14 protein-coding genes, 4 tRNA genes and 1 pseudogene are annotated in these 20,636 nt (G+C 42.8%); 2 read left to right on the forward strand and 17 right to left on the reverse strand.

The annotated features are described in order from the left end of the window. Positions 1-5: 5 nt before the first annotated feature. The 16 genes and pseudogenes from fusA to FET73_RS10130 form a co-directional block, all read right to left on the reverse strand. Entirely contained in the window at positions 6-2,099 is a 2,094-nt protein-coding gene (gene fusA / locus FET73_RS10055; protein WP_179952214.1) for an elongation factor G, read from the reverse strand. Between the two features lie 21 nt (positions 2,100-2,120). After that, a complete protein-coding gene (gene rpsG / locus FET73_RS10060; protein WP_154223810.1) occupies positions 2,121-2,591 on the reverse strand; it encodes a 30S ribosomal protein S7 in 471 nt (156 codons plus the stop codon). 13 nt (positions 2,592-2,604) lie between these two features. Further along, positions 2,605-2,979 (reverse strand): 30S ribosomal protein S12, encoded by a 375-nt coding sequence (gene rpsL, locus FET73_RS10065; protein ID WP_154223811.1) that lies wholly within the window; start codon positions 2,977-2,979, stop codon positions 2,605-2,607. Positions 2,980-3,136: 157 nt separating this feature from the next. Next, positions 3,137-7,378: a DNA-directed RNA polymerase subunit beta' gene (rpoC, locus tag FET73_RS10070; RefSeq protein ID WP_154223812.1), complete on the reverse strand. Its 4,242-nt coding sequence runs from the start codon at positions 7,376-7,378 to the stop codon at positions 3,137-3,139. 14 nt (positions 7,379-7,392) lie between these two features. Then, the gene (gene rpoB / locus FET73_RS10075) at positions 7,393-11,460 is read right to left on the reverse strand and encodes a DNA-directed RNA polymerase subunit beta (RefSeq protein WP_154223813.1); all 4,068 of its coding nucleotides are present in this window, start codon (positions 11,458-11,460) and stop codon (positions 7,393-7,395) included. 200 nt (positions 11,461-11,660) lie between these two features. Beyond that, positions 11,661-12,035 carry a 50S ribosomal protein L7/L12 gene (gene rplL, locus FET73_RS10080; protein WP_154223814.1) on the reverse strand — a complete coding sequence of 125 codons (375 nt, stop codon included), beginning with the start codon at positions 12,033-12,035 and terminating at the stop codon, positions 11,661-11,663. A 29-nt stretch (positions 12,036-12,064) separates the two neighbouring features. Then, positions 12,065-12,589: a 50S ribosomal protein L10 gene (gene rplJ / locus FET73_RS10085; RefSeq protein ID WP_154223815.1), complete on the reverse strand. Its 525-nt coding sequence runs from the start codon at positions 12,587-12,589 to the stop codon at positions 12,065-12,067. 273 nt (positions 12,590-12,862) lie between these two features. Continuing rightward, positions 12,863-13,558 (reverse strand): 50S ribosomal protein L1, encoded by a 696-nt coding sequence (gene rplA / locus FET73_RS10090; protein WP_154223816.1) that lies wholly within the window; start codon positions 13,556-13,558, stop codon positions 12,863-12,865. Then, positions 13,558-13,992, reverse strand: coding sequence for a 50S ribosomal protein L11 (rplK, locus tag FET73_RS10095; RefSeq protein ID WP_154223817.1), 435 nt, complete (start codon positions 13,990-13,992; stop codon positions 13,558-13,560). Before rplK ends, rplA begins: the two co-directional genes overlap by 1 nt. Before the next feature lie 50 nt (positions 13,993-14,042). Then, positions 14,043-14,576, reverse strand: coding sequence for a transcription termination/antitermination protein NusG (gene nusG / locus FET73_RS10100; protein ID WP_154223818.1), 534 nt, complete (start codon positions 14,574-14,576; stop codon positions 14,043-14,045). Positions 14,577-14,593: 17 nt separating this feature from the next. Then, positions 14,594-14,962 carry a preprotein translocase subunit SecE gene (gene secE, locus FET73_RS10105; protein ID WP_179952215.1) on the reverse strand — a complete coding sequence of 123 codons (369 nt, stop codon included), beginning with the start codon at positions 14,960-14,962 and terminating at the stop codon, positions 14,594-14,596. Positions 14,963-15,007: 45 nt separating this feature from the next. Continuing rightward, positions 15,008-15,083, reverse strand: a tRNA-Trp gene (locus FET73_RS10110). A gap of 62 nt (positions 15,084-15,145) precedes the next feature. Then, a pseudogene (gene tuf, locus FET73_RS10115) lies at positions 15,146-16,308 on the reverse strand (elongation factor Tu). A 58-nt stretch (positions 16,309-16,366) separates the two neighbouring features. Beyond that, positions 16,367-16,442 (reverse strand) — tRNA-Thr (locus FET73_RS10120). A 12-nt stretch (positions 16,443-16,454) separates the two neighbouring features. Next, positions 16,455-16,528: transfer RNA gene (locus tag FET73_RS10125), tRNA-Gly, on the reverse strand. A 39-nt stretch (positions 16,529-16,567) separates the two neighbouring features. Then, a tRNA-Tyr gene (locus FET73_RS10130) sits at positions 16,568-16,652 on the reverse strand. Positions 16,653-16,885: 233 nt separating this feature from the next. Here FET73_RS10130 and FET73_RS10135 point away from each other — a divergent pair. After that, complete coding sequence (locus tag FET73_RS10135; RefSeq protein ID WP_154223820.1) at positions 16,886-17,671, forward strand: helical backbone metal receptor; 786 nt, start codon at positions 16,886-16,888, stop codon at positions 17,669-17,671. Positions 17,672-17,757: 86 nt separating this feature from the next. Here the strand turns inward: FET73_RS10135 and typA are convergent, their stop codons facing one another. Next, the gene (typA, locus tag FET73_RS10140; protein WP_154223821.1) at positions 17,758-19,575 is read right to left on the reverse strand and encodes a translational GTPase TypA; all 1,818 of its coding nucleotides are present in this window, start codon (positions 19,573-19,575) and stop codon (positions 17,758-17,760) included. Between the two features lie 160 nt (positions 19,576-19,735). On the opposite strand from typA, the gene htpX reads away from it, so the two are divergent. Next, complete coding sequence (gene htpX / locus FET73_RS10145; protein WP_154223822.1) at positions 19,736-20,617, forward strand: protease HtpX; 882 nt, start codon at positions 19,736-19,738, stop codon at positions 20,615-20,617. Positions 20,618-20,636: the final 19 nt, after the last annotated feature.

Here is a 20,636-nt window from a genome sequence, read left to right on the forward strand (position 1 = left end):
AATTATTAATATCCTGTTAATTCCGCCAACACGGCGTCTGGCGCCTGACTGTAATGACTGAACTCCATCGCGTAGTTCGCTCGCCCTTGTGTGGCGGACCTGAGTGCCGTGGAATAACCAAACATCTCAGACAATGGAATTTCACATCGAATCACTTTACCTGAAGGCGACTCATCCATTCCATCTAGGGTACCGCGTTTGCGATTAATATCGCCTACAACTTCGCCCATATATTCTTCAGGTGTAATGATTTCAACCTTCATTACCGGCTCCAACAAGACCGGCTTTGCGTTTCGCGCACCCTCTCTGAAAGCCATAGACCCTGCAACCCTAAATGCCATTTCATTGGAATCCACCTCATGAAATGATCCATCGAAAAGCGTCACCCTGCAATCCACCATGGGATATCCTGCAAGCACACCGCTTTCCATTTGTTCTTGAATGCCCTTATCAACTGGGTCGATGTATTCTTTAGGAATAACACCGTCTTTTATGTTATTGACAAATTCATAACCAAACCCCTGTTCCATGGGCTCTATTTTAATCTTTACATGACCATACTGGCCTTTACCGCCCGACTGTCTGATGAACTTACCTTCTTGTTCAACAGCCTGGAGAATGGTTTCTCTGTATGAAACCTGTGGATTACCCACATTGGCATCCACTTTAAATTCTCGCTTCATTCTGTCGACAAGAATTTCTAAATGCAGCTCGCCCATTCCAGATATAATGGTTTGGGCAGATTCTTCATCAGTCGAAACCTGAAATGAAGGATCTTCTTGTGCCAACTTAGCCAAAGCCGCTGACATTTTATCTTGATCACCTGCCGTCCTGGGCTCAACAGCCACTGAAATCACGGGCTCAGGAAACTCCATTTTTTCCAGCGTTATGACATGACTGGCATCACACAGGGTGTCACCTGTCGTGACGTCTTTAAACCCTACTGCCGCCGCAATGTCACCGGCCCGTACTTCTTTAATTTCTTCTCGAGAGTTTGAATGCATTTGCAATAAACGCCCCAACCGCTCTTTTTTGCCTTTGATCGGGTTGTAAACCATATCACCGGACTTTACGACACCTGAATAAACCCTAAAAAATGTCAAACTCCCGACAAACGGATCTGTGGCAATTTTAAATGCCAACGCAGCAAAAGGCTCGTCATCAGATGACCGCCTTTGCGCAGGTGTTTCTGCCGCATCATCCAAAACACCTGTAATAGCAGGAACATCTGTAGGTGCAGGCATCAGTTCAACAACCATATCCAGCATGGCTTGAACACCTTTGTTTTTAAATGCAGAACCACACAAACAACAAACCAACTCATTGTTGATTGTGCCTTGGCGAAGACCTTGGACAATTTCATCACGAGTTAACTCGCCTTCTTCCAAGTATTTATCCATCAAGTCTTCATTGGCTTCTGCCGCAGCTTCAACCATAGACTCTCTGGCCAAAAGGCATTCATCTTCCAGCTCAACAGGAATATCTTCAAGACGATAGGTAAAGCCCATATCATCCTCATTCCAGTAAATCGCCTTCATTCTTAAAAGATCAACAACACCTTTAAAATCTTCTTCTGCACCAATAGCGACCTGTAAAGGCACCGCTTTGGCACCCAGTCGCTTATTAATTTGATCTACAACACGCTCAAAATCAGCGCCCGCACGATCCATCTTGTTTACAAATGCCAACCTAGGCACTTGGTACTTATCAGCTTGACGCCACACAGTTTCAGATTGTGGCTCCACACCGCCAACGGCGCAGAAAACAGCTACAGCCCCATCAAGTACCCGCAAAGACCTTTCAACTTCAATGGTGAAGTCAACGTGACCTGGCGTATCAATGATGTTGATGCGATGTTCGTCAAATTGTTTATCCATCCCCTGCCAAAAGCAGGTGGTTGCAGCAGAGGTAATAGTAATGCCTCGTTCCTGCTCTTGTTCCATCCAGTCCATGGTGGCATTGCCATCATGTACTTCACCTATCTTGTGAGAGATGCCTGTGTAAAACAACACACGTTCGGTTGTGGTTGTTTTGCCAGCATCGATGTGGGCCATAATACCGATATTTCGATATTTTTCGATAGGTGTTTTACGGCCCACTTCAAAGTCCTTCCTAGCTGATTACCAACGGTAATGTGCAAATGCTTTATTGGCTTCTGCCATTCTGTGAACTTCTTCACGACGCTTCATGGCCGCGCCACGATCGTGCAAAGCATCCAACATTTCAGCAGCAAGTTTAGCTGGCATATTAGCTTCACCACGTTTGCGAGCAGCCTCAATAGTCCAACGCATAGCCAAAGCCATTTGACGACGTGGACGAACTTCTACTGGCACTTGGTAAGTGGCACCACCAACTCGGCGAGATTTAACCTCAACCATTGGCTTAACCTTTTCCAAAGCAGCTTGAGTTACCTCAACCACATCACCCTTTTCTTTTTCAGCGATTTTTTCCATCGCACCGTATACGATTTTTTCAGCAACAGATTTCTTGCCGCTTTCCATAACCATATTGATGTACTTACTGATCAACTCACTTCCGAATTTTGGATCAGGCAGCACTTCACGTTTAAAATTACTTTTCTTTCTAGACATTTGTTATTCCCTATTATTTCTTAGGACGCTTAGTACCGTATTTAGAACGGCCCTGCATTCTGTCTTTCACGCCATCTGTATCTAAGGCGCCACGAACAATGTGATAGCGAACACCAGGCAAATCCTTCACACGACCACCACGAATCAATACGATTGAGTGTTCCTGCAAATTATGACCTTCACCGCCGATGTAGCTGGTTACTTCATATCCATTCGTCAAACGCACACGAGCCACTTTTCTCAAAGCTGAGTTTGGCTTTTTAGGCGTTGTTGTATATACACGAGTACACACACCACGACGCTGAGGACACGATTCCAAAGCTGGCACATTTGTTTTGTAAAATTTGTCTTTTCTTGGTTTACGAACCAATTGATTAATTGTTGCCATTTTTAAAAATTTACCCTGTTAATAACACACGCCAGGCCAGTAAAAATACCGGCCTGGCGAATAAAGAAGGGGGATTTTATTGATTCCCCTATAAATAGTCAAGCACAGAATCATTTTTCTGTGCTTGAACGACTTGCCCAGTCAAATAAATGACTTTTTATTCTTCTGTTTTGTCAGCCTCATCGACCAACAATCCCTCTAGCCCATCTGACAACATGTCTTCTGGAGACGCGCCTGAAGGAGAATCTGTAACAGAATCATTAACCATAGCTTGTAATTCAGACTGAAGTTCAGCTTCTTTAGATTTTTGCTGCTCTTGATGGTATGCCAAACCTGTACCAGCTGGAATCAATCGACCTACGATGACGTTTTCTTTCAAGCCACGCAACTCATCTCTGGTGCCTTTAACTGAAGCTTCAGTTAACACACGAGTGGTTTCTTGGAACGATGCCGCAGAAATGAATGACTCTGTTGCCAAAGAGGCCTTAGTAATACCCAGTAACAAAACTTCGAATTTAGCTGGAATACCATCTTTCTTCAAAATCTCACGATTGGTTGCCATGACTTCTTTATATGACAACTGCGTGGTTTTCAAATAATCCGTATCACCCGGCTCAACAATTTCTACCTTACGTAACATTTGTCTGATGATACATTCAATGTGCTTGTCATTGATTTTCACACCTTGCAAACGGTATACATCCTGAATTTCGTTAACTAAGTATGAAGCCAAAGCAGGCACACCCTGTAAACGCAAGATGTCATGTGGATTAGGTTCACCCTCAACCACTACATCACCTTTTTCAACATGCTCACCTTCAAAGACGATGATTTGACGCCATTTTGGAATCAAAGACTCAACCTTCTCACCATCAGCTTGTGTGATGACCAAACGGTTTTTACCTTTTGTATCCTTACCAAAACTAACGATACCAGAAGTTTCTGCCTGAATCGCAGGATCCTTAGGCTTACGGGCTTCAAACAAATCAGCAACACGTGGCAAACCACCGGTAATATCACGTGTTTTAGATGACGCTTGAGGAATCCTCGCCAAGAAGTCACCAACAGCCACATCTTGACCGTTTTGAATATTAATTACCGCACCTGGTGGCAAGAAATACTGTGCAGGCACATCTGATCCTGGAATCATGATGGGCTTACCTTTCTTATCTTCCAACCTAACCATAGGACGCAAGTCTTTACCTTGTGAACCACGTTGTTTTGGATCAGTAATAATGAAACTGGTCAAACCAGTCAATTCATCTAATTTTTCTTCAACCGTTACACCGTCAATGAAATCACTCATCGCAACGCGACCGGCCACCTCAGATACAATTGGATGCGTATGTGGATCCCAGTTTACAATGATGTCGCCAGCTTGAACTTTCGCACTGTCTTTTACATTGATAACCGCACCATAAGACACCTTATAACGTTCTTTTTCTTTACCTGATTTATCAATAACTGAAATTTCACCTGAACGCGAAATCGCTACCAACTTCTTATCAGGGTTAACTACAAACTTGATGTTGTGCATACGGATGGTACCTTCAGACTTAACCTGAATATGATCCGAAGCTGCAGACTTAGATGCTGCACCACCAATATGGAAGGTACGCATGGTTAACTGTGTACCAGGCTCACCAATAGATTGAGCTGCCATTACACCCACAGCTTCACCATTGTTCACTCTGTGTCCGCGTGATAAATCACGACCATAACACTGCGCACAAATACCAAACTGCGACTCACATGAGATGGGTGACCTCACAATAATCGTATCCAATCCATTTGATTCAATCACTTCTAATAAATCATCAGTGATCAATGTGCCCGCTTCTAATACCATATTTTCTTTATGGTCAAAAGTATCAGTAGCTACCACACGACCCAAAACTCGATCTGCAAGCGTTTCAATTACTTCACCACCGTCAACGATTGGATGCATTTCCAAACCTTCTTGTGTTCCACAATCAACACCGGTAATCACAACATCTTGTGCCACGTCAACCAAACGACGAGTCAGGTATCCTGAGTTCGCAGTTTTCAATGCCGTATCAGCCAAACCTTTACGTGCACCATGGGTTGATGAGAAGTACTGCATCACGTCCAAGCCTTCACGGAAGTTTGCCTTAATAGGAGATTCAATAATAGATCCATCTGGCTTAGCCATCAAACCACGCATACCAGATAACTGACGCATCTGTGCAGCCGAACCCCTGGCGCCAGAATCGGCCATGATAAATACTGAATTCATAGAATCCTGAGCGACATCATTACCTTCTTTATCTTTGACGATGTCTTTACCCAACACTTCCATCATTGCTGCAGCGACTTCTTCATTGGCTTTTGACCAGATATCTACCACTTTGTTATAACGCTCACCTGCTGTTACCAGTCCAGAAGTGTACTGCTCTTGAATTTTCAATACTTCTTTATCTGCTTCTTCCAAGATGACTTTTTTGGCATCTGGTATGATCAAATCCGTGACACCAATTGAAATACCAGCAACGGTAGAATAACGAAAACCTGTGTACATCAATTGGTCAGCAAAGATCACGGTAGCCTTCGTACCCAACTGGTGATAACACTCATTCAACAAGTTAGAAATTTCTTTTTTCTTTAAAGTCTTGTTCATGTAAGAGAAATCTAATCCTCTTGGCAATATGTTCGACAAAATGGCACGGCCAACAGTGGTCTCAACCAACTTGGCTTCCATTTCACCTGCTTCATTTTGCTGGGTTAAACGGACCTTTACATTCGCTTGCAGTGAAACATTGCCTGTTTGATAAGCACGATCAACTTCTTGCATGTCTGAGAAAGTCATGCCTTCACCAGCTTGATTCACCAAGGAACGGGTCATGTAATACAAACCCAACACCACGTCTTGTGACGGTACGATGATTGGCTCACCAGAAGCAGGCGATAAAATGTTATTGGTCGACATCATTAAAGTACGCGCTTCTAATTGCGCTTCAATACTTAATGGTACGTGAACCGCCATTTGATCACCATCAAAGTCGGCATTAAAGGCCGTACAAACCAATGGATGTAATTGAATCGCTTTACCTTCAATCAAAACAGGTTCAAAAGCTTGAATACCCAATCTATGCAAAGTTGGTGCACGATTCAATAAAATCGGATGCTCACGAATCACTTGCTCTAGGATATCCCATACTTCAGGGGTACCCGCATCAACTGATCGCTTCGCAGCCTTAATCGTTGAAACAAAACCATCTTTCAATAAACGACCTAAAATGAATGGTTTAAATAATTCCAAAGCCATTTTCTTAGGTAAGCCACATTGATGTAAACGCAGCGTTGGTCCAACCACAATCACAGAACGGCCTGAATAATCGACACGTTTACCCAACAAGTTCTGACGGAAACGACCTTGCTTACCTTTGATCATGTCTGCCAAAGATTTTAATGGGCGTCTGTTAGAACCCGTTACTGCACGACCACGACGGCCATTATCTAACAAGGCATCAACAGACTCTTGAAGCATGCGCTTTTCATTTCGTACGATGATGTCTGGTGCATGCAAATCTAATAATCGCTTCAAACGGTTATTACGGTTAATCACACGACGGTATAAATCATTCAAATCTGAAGTCGCAAAACGACCACCGTCCAATGGAACCAAAGGCCTGATATCAGGTGGTAAAATTGGCAACACAGTTAAAATCATGTGCTCAGGTTTATTACCTGATTTATTGAACGCATCATACAAAGCAATTCGCTTAGACAAACGCTTGATTTTAGTTGCAGACTTTGTTGACTCAATTTCTTCGTGCAAGCGCATCAATTCAGAGTTGATGTCAATTTCAGACAACAAGCTGTAAATCGCCTCTGCACCCATCAAAGCTTTGAACTCGTCACCCCATTCTTCTATTGATTGGCTGTATTGCTCATCAGTCAATAATGAACCTTTTTCCAAATCAGTCATGCCTGGATCTGTTACAACGAATGACTCGAAGTATAAAATACGCTCAATTTCACGCAAGGTCATGTCTAGCATAAGACCAATACGTGATGGCAGAGATTTCAAGAACCAAATGTGAGCCACAGGACTGGCCAATTCAATATGACCCATGCGTTCACGGCGCACTTTAGCCATGGTCACTTCTGTACCACATTTTTCACAAACCACACCGCGGTGCTTCATGCGCTTGTATTTACCACACAAGCATTCGTAATCTTTTACCGGACCAAAAACCGCAGCACAAAACAAACCATCACGTTCTGGCTTAAAAGTTCTGTAGTTAATCGTTTCAGGTTTTTTAACTTCACCATATGACCAAGAACGAATCAACTCAGGTGGTGCTAAAGACACTTTAATCGCGTTAAAGTCCTGGACTTCCTTTTTAGGATTAAACAATTGCATTAAATCTTTCATATCAACTCCTGACCTTATTCGCTTTCTAATTCCATGTTAAGACCCAAGGCTCTCACCTCTTTGACTAACACGTTGAATGACTCTGGAATACCAGAAACGATTTGATGGTTACCATCAACAATATTTTTATAGGTTTGGTTACGACCTTGAACGTCATCTGACTTAACAGTTAACATTTCTTGCAAAGTATAGGCAGCACCATAAGCTTCAAGTGCCCACACTTCCATCTCACCGAAACGCTGTCCACCGAACTGTGCTTTACCACCCAATGGTTGCTGTGTAACCAAAGAATAAGGACCAGTTGAGCGGGCATGCATCTTATCATCAATCAAGTGATTCAATTTCAGCATGTACATGTAACCCACAGTCACTGGACGTTCAAATTTCTTACCTGTACGACCATCAAACAATGTGGTTTGACCATCTTCTGACAAACCAGCCAGTTTCAATAATTTACGGATATGTTCTTCTTTGGCGCCGTCAAATACCGGCGTTGCCATCGGCACACCGCCTTTCAAGTTATGGGCTAAAGTCATGACTTCATCTTTAGTGAAGCTGCTTAAGCTGACCTTGCCTGGTTGATCAACGTTATAAACTTCCGTCAAAAATTCCTTCATCTTGGTGACATTGGCTTTTTCTTGAATCATTTGTTCAATCTTATAACCCAAGCCACGTGCAGCCATACCCAAATGAACCTCTAGAATCTGACCGATGTTCATTCGAGACGGTACACCCAAAGGATTCAAACAGATGTCCACTGGACGTCCGTTTTCATCAAAAGGCATGTCTTCTTCAGGAACAATCATTGAGATCACACCTTTGTTACCATGTCGTCCGGCCATTTTGTCACCCGGCTGAATGCGTCGTTTAACAGCCAAGTAAACCTTAACCATTTTTAACACACCTGGTGCCAAGTCATCGCCCTTAGAAATTTTGGACTTTTTCTCTTCGAATTGTTTATCAAAGATGTCACGCTGTTCTGTGATTTGCTCAGCAAATTCATCCATACGTGATGCCAATTCATTGTCTTGCGGCTTGATGTCAAACCACTCGTCTTTTTCTAAAGAATCGAAATATGCATCAGTTAATTCATCACCTTTTTTCAGGTTTGGCGCTTTGGCTACCTTGGTGCCTATCAACATTTCACGGATACGTTGATGAATTACCGTACGCATGATGCGGAACTGATCATTCAAGTTCTTACGAACCGTTTCAACTTCTTCCTGTTCTATGCGATCTGCACGCGCACCTTTTTCAATGCCTTCTCGAGTATAAACCTGAACACCAACCACTGTACCTGTAGTGCCCGATTTAACGCGTAAAGATGAATCTTTAACGTCCTGTGCTTTCTCACCAAAAATGGCACGCAGTAATTTTTCTTCTGGCGTCAGTTGTGTTTCACCCTTCGGCGTCACTTTACCAACAAGAATATCACCAGGACCTACTTCAGCACCCACATAAACAATACCGGACTCATCCAGTTTAGTTAATGTACTTTCACTGATATTTGGAATATCAGCTGTGATTTCTTCAGAACCTAACTTGGTATCACGAGCAATACAAGTCAGCTCTTCAATATGAATGGTGGTCAATCGGTCTTCTTTAACAACACGCTCAGAGATTAAGATGGAATCCTCAAAGTTGTAACCGTTCCATGGCATGAAAGCCACCAACATGTTTTGACCCAAAGCCAACTCACCTAAGTCTGTAGATGGACCATCTGCCAAAACATCACCTGAAGCAATCACATCTCCCACTTGAACAATAGGACGTTGGTTCACACAAGTGTTTTGGTTTGAACGCATGTATTTAATTAAGTTATAAATATCAACGCCCGGATCTTTTTCACCAATTTCATCTTGGTTTACACGAACCACGATGCGGCCGGCATCTGCAATCTCAACAATACCACCACGTTTGGCCATAACAGTTACACCAGAATCACGAGAAACAATTTTCTCCATTCCAGTACCAACCAATGGCTTATCCGCTTTCAAAGTTGGAACCGCTTGACGTTGCATGTTCGATCCCATCAATGCCCTGTTCGCATCATCGTGCTCAAGGAAAGGAATCAATGCAGCAGCCACAGAAACAATTTGTTTCTCCGACACATCCATGTAACTGATTTCAGAAGCTTGCTTCAATACCACTTCGCCTCTGTGACGACAGATAATAAATTCATCAGTGAATTTACCATTCTTGTCTAAGTTGGCGCTGTTTTGTGCAATGGGACGCTCTGAATCTTGAATCGCTGACAAATAAACGATTTCGTCTGTAACTTTACCGTTTTCTACTTTTCTGTAAGGCGTTTCCAAGAAACCATAATCATTGGTGCGAGAATAAACAGCCATTGAGTTGATCAAACCAATGTTTGGACCCTCTGGTGTTTCAATCGGACACAAACGACCATAATGTGTTGGATGAACGTCACGTACTTCAAAACCAGCACGCTCACGTGTCAAGCCTCCAGGCCCCAATGCAGACACACGACGTTTGTGCGTGATTTCTGACAATGGGTTGTTTTGATCCATAAATTGAGACAATTGGTTAGAACCAAAAAACTCTTTAATGGCTGCAGAAATTGGCTTGGCATTGATCAAGTCTTGTGGCGTTAAACCTTCAGATTCAGCCACTGTTAAACGCTCTTTAACTGCACGTTGAACACGAACCAAACCCACGCGGAAAACATTTTCCGCCATTTCACCGACAGAACGAACACGTCTGTTTCCTAAGTGATCAATATCATCAACTTGGCCTTTACCATTTCTGATGTTTACCAACTCTTTCATGACATCAATGATGTCTTCATTACTTAAAATGCCGTCGCCAGTGCCTTCTTCACGCAACAAACGCATGTTGAATTTCATGCGACCTACATCAGATAAGTCATAACGCTCTTTGGTAAAGAACAATCCTTCAAATAAAGCACGAGATGCGTCTTCTGTAGGTGGTTCACCTGGGCGCATCATTCTATAAATTTCTATTAAAGCTTCTTCTTGTGTGGTCGTTGGGTCTATATTTAATGTATTAGACATGAATGGACCACGATCCAAATCATTGATTAACAAAATATCAAACGACTTAACACCATTTTCACGTAATTTTTCTAACAACTCATCAGTAATAGATGTGTTTGCTGGGCATAAGATTTCACCCGTTTCTTTGTCAATGATGTTATGAGCAATCACTTTCTCTAACAAATAACTGTCTTCCAATGTCAGCGCTGTTAGTTTGGATTTTTTCAATTTACGTTCATGACGTGCCGTAATACGTTTTCCTGCTTCAACAATGACATCTGAACCATCTTTGATATCAAACGCAAAGGTTTCACCTTTGATGTTTTCAGGTACCAGCTTCATTTTGGCATTGCCTTTATTCAAAGTGATGTGCACTTTTTCAAAAAACATGTCCAAGATTTGTTCGTTATTAAAATCTAATGCACGCAATAATATAGAAGCAGGCAATTTTCTGCGACGATCGATACGAACATAAACATTGTCCTTGGCATCGAACTCCATGTCCAACCAAGAACCACGATAAGGAATCACTCGAGCTGAGTACAGAATTTTACCTGATGAATGCGTCTTACCTTTGTCATGATCAAAGAAGACACCAGGAGAACGGTGCAATTGATTCACAATAACTCGTTCGGTACCGTTGATCACAAACGTACCTGTTTGTGTCATCAGAGGTAAGTCACCCAAATAAACACTTTGCTCTTTGATGTATTTAACTTTCTTTTTCTTCTTGGTGCTTTTTTCTTTATCGTAAATCACCAATTGAATTTGTGCTCTGATTGAAGCAGCATAAGTCATACCGCGTAGCTTACATTCCAGAACATCAAATTCTGGATTTTCTACGCCAATACTGACAAATTCCAATCTCGCAAAGCCGGAATAACTTTCGATTGGAAAGATGGAATTGAGTGCATCCCTTAAACCATTTAAATCCTTGTCATTGTTGCCCAGAAAAGCATCATATGATTTGGTTTGTGTTTCCAATAAATAGGGAACCTCTAATGCAGCACTTGACGTGCCGAAATCCTTTCTGATTCTTTTTTTCTCAGTAAATGAATAACCCATTGCTACTATCACCTTTTGTACAAAGCCCAACGTCTTGCGCTTTGGTCAGTATCTATATTTTTGAAGTATTGCTTGTAAAATCAAGCAGTTAACTTCTGGATTTTACAACTCAAAAGAGCCACTACATGTGGCACTCTTTTAAGCGACTAAAGGCCGACATAAAATGTCAGCCTTTAGGTTTCGATTAATTACTGATGTAATTATTTCAACTCGATAGAAGCACCGGCTTCTTCCAATTGCTTTTTGATGTCTTCAGCTTCAGCTTTATCAACACCTTCTTTGATAGGAGCAGGAGCGCCTTCTACCAATTCTTTAGCTTCTTTCAAGCCCAAGCCAGTGATGCCGCGAACAGCTTTAATTACACCAACTTTCTTGTCGCCGAAGCTAGCCAAGATTACGTCAAATTCAGTTTGCTCAGCAGCAGCTTCGCCACCAGCGGCAGCAGCAGGAGCAGCAGCAACTGCAGCAGCAGCTGATACGCCAAATTTGTCTTCCATGGCTTCGATTAACTCAACCACTTCCATTACACTCATTGCTGAGATTGCTTCTAAGATATCGTCTTTAGATACGGCCATTTTATTTCTCCAAAATAATAATTAATTGCTTATGCAGCTTTTTGATCTTTGATCGCTGCGATTGTACGGGTCAGTTTTGCGTGAGGCTCAGCCAAAGTTCTAACAAATTTCTCTACAGGTGCCTTCATTACAGACATTAATTGAGAGATTGCTTGATCTTTAGTAGGTAGCGAGGCCAAACGGGCCAAATCGCTTCCAGGTAACATTTCACCACCGATTGAAACAAACTTAACATCAAGTTTGTCGTTGTCCTTTGCATGCGCTTTAATCAAACGTGCGGCACAACCAGGATCTTCCTGACTGAACGCATATAACAAAGGGCCAACCAAAGCTTCTTGAACACACTCATAATCTGTGCCTTCAACAGCTCTGCGAACCAAGGTATTTTTTGCCACTTTCAAGTAAACACCAGTCTTACGTGCGTCTGCGCGCATCGCGGTCATCAAATCAACTGATGATCCACGGTATTCGGCAGCCACTAAAGAGTGGGCATCTTGAGCCACGACAGCAATTTCACTGACTACAGCTTTTTTCTGCTCTAAATTGAGCGCCATGATAACCTCCAATAGGCTCATGCAGCTAGTGCTGCAGTAGTACATAACCCAGCCACAAGGACTGGAACCATTTTGGTGACCTTACAGTATTCTGCATGGGGTACACCATCTGCGCAGGAGATTAAGGTTAATTTGTACGAATCAACCACCTGCGGTCTTTGATGGTCACCAAAGTCACAAAGCAACTCTGGCAACCCTCAAAATTTTGTGCTTTATGTCGTTGTAATTACTCACCAACAAGGTGATAAGCACAACTCATAAAACGAATCTTTCTTATTGATCCAATGAAGCAGGATCAACTTCAATACCAGCACCCATAGTAGATGAAATGCTGATTTTGCGAATGAATTTACCTTTAGATTGAGCTGGTTTTTTCTTAACCAAATCTGCCAATAATACACTCATGTTTTCAATCAAAGCGTCTGTAGTGAATGATGCTTTACCAACCACAGTGTGGATGATGCCAGCTTTATCAATACGATACATGGCTTGACCAGATTTATTGTTTTTAACCGCAGTAGCCACATCAGGTGTAACCGTACCTACTTTAGGGTTAGGCATCAAACCTTTAGGTCCTAAAATCGTACCTAACTGACCAACAACACGCATCGCGTCAGGTGCAGCAATTACCACGTCAAAGTCAAAGTTTCCTTTCTTAACTTCAGCAGCCAAGTCATCAAAACCAACCACGTCAGCACCAGCTTCTTTGGCTTGATCTGCTTTTTCGCCTTGGGCAAAAACAGCAACTTTAACTGACTTACCAGTACCATTAGGCATCACAGTTGCGCCACGAACCGCTTGGTCCGATTTACGAGCATCTACGCCCAATTGAATGGCAACATCAACAGTTTCATCAAAGTTTTTAGAAGCATTACCACGAAGTAAGTTTAAAGCTTCAGTTACTTCATACTTTTTCAACTGATCAATTTGCTCTTTTTGAGCGCGAATTCTTTTACCTTGCTTAGCCATTATTTAACTCCTTCAGTTTCAATACCCATACTGCGAGCAGTACCAGCAATTGTTCTGACAGCAGCATCCATATCAGCAGCAGTCAAATCAGGCTCTTTCATTTTAGCAATCTCTTCTAATTGCTCACGACCAATTTTTGCCACTTTGTCAGTGTTTGGCGTACCAGAACCTTTAGCAATACCAGCAGCTTTGATCAACAAAACCGCAGCAGGAGGTGTTTTAGTAATGAAAGTAAAACTTCTGTCATTATAAACAGTGATAACCACAGGAATTGGTAAACCTTGCTCAACATCACCAGTTTTGGCGTTGAAAGCTTTACAGAATTCCATGATGTTCACACCATGTTGACCTAATGCAGGACCAACTGGTGGACTGGGGTTGGCCTGTCCAGCAGGCACTTGTAATTTAATATATGATTGTACTTTTTTAGCCATTGTTCTCTCCGGGTTCAAGCGCCTTATTCAGGCTCCCCATCAAATTCAATTTACATTTTTTCAACTTGGCCGAACTCTAATTCAACCGGCGTTGACCTTCCGAAGATTGAGACAGCCACTTTCATGCGACTTTTCTCATAATCCACTTCTTCTACTTCGCCGTTGAAATCCGCAAACGGACCATCAACAACACGAATAACTTCACCCACGTCAAACAACGTTTTAGGCTGCGGCTTGTTTTCACCGTCTTCAATTCTTTGCAAAATTGCATTTGCTTCGCGCTCTGTAATAGGCGCTGGTTTTTCGGCTGTACCACCGATAAACCCCAATACTTTTGGCGCATCTTTCACCAAATGCCAAGATTCATCTGTCATTTCCATCTGAACCAAAACATATCCTGGGAAAAACTTTCGCTGGGTCTCACGCTTTTGCCCTTTTCTCATTTCAACAACAGTTTCTTTTGGCACCAATACTTCACCAAAAAAATCCTGCATTTCGAACCGTTCAATTCGTTCCAGCAATGACTTGACAACTTGCATCTCAAAACCTGAATAGGCGTGCACAACGTACCATCTCATAGACATTGACAAGGACTCCTTATTTATTCGAAAAAGTATTCAACTAAATTGCTGAATATAGAATCGACCAAAAACAGAAACAAACCAAACACGATAACCAAAGCCAAAACGATTAAAGTGGTGTGCACTGTTTCATTTTTTGTCGGCCATACGATCTTTTGACGCTCTATGTTCGCATTTTTAACAAACTTAGCAAACTCTTTACCACGGGGCGTAGAGTAACCAATAACAGCACCCAAAACCACACCACCAATAACCATCATCGCTCTGACAACAGTCGGAAATTGGTCAACAAAATACAAATTAGCTGCCACACCAGCAATAATAACTGCGATGGCTATATACCATTTGATTTGATCAGAACCTGATTGCGTTGTATCAACTTGACTCATACTTATTTTTCCAGTCATGCCACTTAACATCACATGATATTAAAGTGGCAGGTCAGGAGGGAATCGAACCCCCAACCTGCGGTTTTGGAGACCGCTGCTCTGCCAATTGAGCTACTGACCTATACTTTAAAGACACCAAAGCCAACAGTTTTCACTGCTGGCTTTTTATGTCAGATGCTTAAATTATTCGATAATTTTAGCTACAACACCCGCACCTACTGTACGGCCACCTTCACGAATAGCGAAGCGTAAACCTTCATCCATCGCAATCGGTGCAATTAATTCAACAACCATCTTAACGTTGTCACCAGGCATTACCATTTCTACACCTTCTGGTAATTCACAAGCGCCAGTTACGTCAGTTGTTCTGNGAATGGTGTGTGACGACCACCTTCATCTTTGCTCAACACGTACACTTCTGCTTCGAATTTTGTGTGGGGCGTAATTGTACCCGGTTTTGCTAGTACTTGTCCACGCTCAACATCATCTCTTTTCGTTCCACGCAACAAAACACCCACGTTATCGCCAGCTTCACCTGAATCCAATAACTTACGGAACATCTCAACACCTGTACATGTAGTAACAGTTGTGTCACGGATACCAACGATTTCAATCTCTTCACCAACGTTTACAACACCAGTTTCAATACGGCCAGTTACAACAGTACCACGACCTGAAATTGAGAAAATATCTTCGATAGGCATCAAGAATGGCTTATCAGTCTCACGCTCTGGCGTAGGAATGTAGGCATCCATCTCTTCCAACAACTTCAATACAGCTGGTGCACCAATGTCAGAAGTATCGCCTTCCAATGCTTTCAAAGCAGAACCCATTACCAATGGCGTGTCATCACCAGGGAACTCGTAGTCATTCAATAACTCACGAACTTCCATTTCAACCAACTCTAACAACTCTTCGTCATCAACTTGGTCACATTTGTTTAAGAATACAACAATGTAAGGTACGCCAACCTGACGAGCCAACAAGATGTGCTCACGAGTTTGTGGCATTGGGCCATCAGCAGCTGATACCACCAAAATCGCGCCGTCCATTTGTGCCGCACCAGTAATCATGTTTTTAACATAATCAGCATGGCCTGGACAATCTACATGCGCGTAGTGACGGTCATCAGTTTCGTACTCAACGTGAGCTGTAGAAATCGTAATACCACGCTCTCTTTCTTCTGGCGCGTTATCGATTTGATCGTAATCTTTAAATTCGCCGCCTTGTTTTTCAGCAGCAACTTTTGTGATCGCTGCAGTCAAGGTTGTTTTACCATGGTCAACGTGACCAATTGTGCCCACGTTTACATGGGGCTTATTGCGTTCAAATTTTTCTTTTGACATTGTTGCTACTCCAAAAAGACAGAGTTAATAAAAAAACATTACTTAAACTTAATCAAGCTGGTGCCCATAACTGGAGTCGAACCAGTGACCTCTTCCCTACCAAGAAAGTGCTCTACCGACTGAGCTATATGGGCGCTATACCTAAGTGGAGCGGGTGATGGGAATCGAACCCACGTGGTTAGCTTGGAAGGCTAATGTTCTACCATTGAACTACACCCGCTCAAAAAGACTGGTGACTAATGTCATCAGTCAAATTAAATGGTGGAGGGAAGAGGATTCGAACCTCTGAAGTTAGAAACAGCAGATTTACAGTCTGCCCCCGTTGGCCGCTTGGGTATCCCTCCAACGAGCAAGGACGGCATTTTCATTGAAATGCGCCTAAAAGTCAACACAATTTATCAGTATTTATTTACCTGTTTTTACAAGTCAAAAACCGAACTTAGGTCAACCAAACTGGAAAGCGAATTTTAAGTATTTTGAATACGATTGCAACGCTTATTATTATATTTTTTTCTTCAACTGAAATCTCCTCTTGTTTTATGGCAAGATAAGCCACTTTATAACTGTATTACAAACCATGTATATTCGCCTATTCATCTTCGGCTGTTTAATGACATCATTTGCCAAAGCAGATGAACCACAACTTAAACTGGCCACACTGTCTCCACACATCACTGAATTGGTTTATTCTGCAGGAGCTGGCCAACTGCTTGTTGGCGTATCAGGCTACAGTGACTATCCCATAGAAGCCAAAAACCTCCCAGTCATAGGCGATGCATTCGCCATTAACCAAGAACTGTTGCTGCAATTGAAACCAGACCTGGTCCTCTATTGGAAAGACAACATTGCCAAACAAATGGTCACACAGGTTGAAAACCTGGGCATCAAAACACTGGCCATAAATACATTACATATAAATGACATACCCAAGGCGATAAAACTCATTGCTAAAACAGCTGGCACCACACCCGAGGCCAAGGTTGATCACTTTCTGCCTCGCATAGCAGAACTAAAACATGCTGCCAGCACCAAAACCCAACAAAAAGCATTGATCCAAATTTCAGACCGACCTATATATACGGTCAATGGTAATCATTGGATGAGTGAGTCGCTTAACGTCTGCGCCATGAACAATGTCTTTTCCGATTTACCCTTACAGTCTGCCAGCGTCAACATTGAATCTATTATTGCCAGAAACCCTGATGTTCTGATTCGCTTTTCCCCCATTAAAGAAAATGAACAATTGGCTCAACATTCACAAATTACTGCCATCAAGAACAACAACATCATTACTGTAAACCCCGACCACTTTTCACGCGCCACTTTACGGCTACTGAATGCCATTGAAGTGTTGTGCCAATAATGCTCACCAAAGCTTCATAAACAAAACACACAGGCACAAAAAAACCCGAGCCAATGACTCGGGTTTTTTATACTCAATTAAGCGGATTAAGCTTCGCGACTGGCACGCTTACGCTCATGCTCTAACAAATGTCTTTTTCTGATGCGAATCTCATCAGGCGTTACCTCAACCAATTCATCATCTTCAATGAATTCCATAGATTGCTCTAAAGTCATTTTAATAGGTGTTACCAGGTTGATGGCATCATCTTTTCCTGAAGCACGCACATTAGTTAGCTGTTTACCTTTTAATGGATTCACAGTCAAATCATTGTCACGTGAGTGAATGCCCACCACTTGACCTTCATAAACATCAACATTGGCTTCAATCAACAAACGACCGCGTTCTTGTAAGTTCCACAATGCAAAGCCCAAAGCCTTACCTTTACCATTTGAAATCAACACACCGTTTTTGCGGTTACGTTCAATGGTGTTCAATTTGCGACCATAATGATCAAATACGTGGGTCAAAATACCGCCACCTGATGTGGTGGTTTTGAATTCTGACTGGTAACCAATCAATCCACGGGCTGGCATGATGAAATTCATGCGCACTCGACCAGTTGAATCAGGTGCAATGTCTTTCACTTCAGCGCGACGACCCAACAATTGTTCCATAATGGCGCCTTGGTGCTCAGCTTCAATATCAACAACCACTTCTTCGTATGGCTCTTGAATTTCACCGTCAACTTCACGGTAGATTACTTGTGGGCGAGAAATCGCCAACTCAAAACCTTCGCGACGCATGGTTTCAATCAATACAGACAAATGCAACTCACCACGACCTGACACTTTGAATTGATCAGAACTTTCTGTGTCTTCAACACGCAACGCCACATTATATGTAGTCTCACGATCCAAACGGTCTCTGATTTGGCGAGACGTCAAAAACTTGCCGCTTTTACCAGCGAAAGGAGAGTCATTCACACAAAACATCATTGAGATGGTTGGCTCATCAACCGTCAATGGTGGCAATGCTTCTACATTGTCACGATCGCATAAAGTATCAGAAATACCCACGCCATCAATCCCAGAGATGGCCACAATATCGCCAGCCTCTGCTTCTTTAACTTCTATACGGTCTAAACCTTTGAAACCGAACAATTTCAAAATACGACCGTTTCGTGTCTTGCCTTCGGCATCAATCACAGAAACAGGAGAGTTCGCTTTGATGGTACCTTTCTTGATGCGACCAATACCGATCAAACCCAAGAAACTGTTGTAATCCAAAGTTGATACTTGCATTTGGAAAGGTGCGTTCACGTCCACATCTGGTGGAGACACTTTGTCTACAATCGCTTGAAATAATGGTTGCATGTCACCTTCACGAGATGTTTCATCTTCTGAAGCATAACCATTGATCGCTGAAGCGTAAATCACTGGAAAGTCTAACTGTTCGTCAGTTGCACCCAATTGATCGAATAAATCAAAAGTTTGATCAACTACCCACTCAGTACGCGCACTTGGACGGTCAACCTTATTGACCACTACCACAGGCGTAAAGCCCATTTCAAAAGCTTTTTGCGTCACAAAACGTGTTTGTGGCATTGGACCATCAACGGCATCAACCAACAACAACACAGAATCAACCATACTCAAAACACGCTCAACCTCGCCACCGAAGTCGGCATGGCCTGGGGTGTCTACAATATTAATTTTATAGCCTTCCCAATCGATTGAAGTGTTTTTAGAAAGAATCGTGATGCCACGCTCTTTTTCCAAATCGTTTGAATCCATCATGCGGTTTGGATCATCTGCGCGCTCACCCAAAGTACCTGACTGTTTTAATAATTCGTCAACCAAGGTGGTTTTACCGTGATCAACGTGCGCAATGATCGCTATGTTTCTGATTTTTTCTGTAGACATGATGTCGGCCGTTCTTTAAAAGGCGCGCACTATACCACAAAGCCCAAGGCTTTGCCCTTGTTTTACAGGATTCCCAACACATAAGGACTTGTGATACATGAATTTGAAACCATATCGACATAAAATGGTCTTTATTCATGTATTTTAATAGGTAAGAAAAATGAAACGAATTTTATTGTTTGTCGCCACCAACATGGCCATCTTGGCTGTCATCTCTGTGGTGATGCGCATCTTTGGCTTTGACGGCTACTTGACTGCCAACGGGTTGGATTACAAAGCCTTGGCTGTATTTTCATTGCTTTGGGGCTCAGTTGGCTCTTTTATCTCTTTGGCCATTTCAAAGTGGATGGCCAAACGCTCAATGGGCGTTCAAGTCATTGAACAACCCAGTAACAGCACCGAACAATGGTTGGTTGACACCGTGCGTCAGCAAGCAGAATCTGCCCGTATTGGCATGCCTGAAGTCGGCATTTTCGATTCAGCCAGCCCCAATGCTTTTGCCACCGGCATGAACAAGAACAATGCACTGGTCGCAGTCAGCACAGGCCTGTTACAAACCATGAAACGCGAAGAAGTGGAAGCCGTCTTGGCCCACGAAGTGTCACATGTAGCCAATGGCGACATGGTGACCATGGCCTTGATTCAAGGTGTATTGAATGCCTTTGTGATTTTCTTCTCACGCATCATCGGTTATGCCATTGCATCTGCCATGCGCAGTGAAAACAATTCTGGTTATGGTATTGGGTCATTTATCGGCACCTTAATTGCCCAAATCATCCTGGGCTTTGTCGCCTCCATGATCATTTGCGCCTTCTCCAGATGGCGTGAATTCCATGCCGATGCCGGTGGCGCCAGACTTTCTAGCTCACAAGACATGGCCAATGCCCTGCGCGCCCTACAGAGAAACAGCCAAACCGAAAAACTGGAAGGCGAATTTGCCGCCTTCGGCATATCAGGCGGTTCAGCCATGGCCAAACTGTTTTCAACCCATCCACCTTTGGAAGAACGCATTGCCCGATTGGAAAACAGTCAAGCTTTGTAAACCTTAACAACAAGAATCA

The organism is Marinicella rhabdoformis (assembly GCF_009671245.1).
GTDB lineage: Bacteria > Pseudomonadota > Gammaproteobacteria > Xanthomonadales > Marinicellaceae > Marinicella > Marinicella rhabdoformis.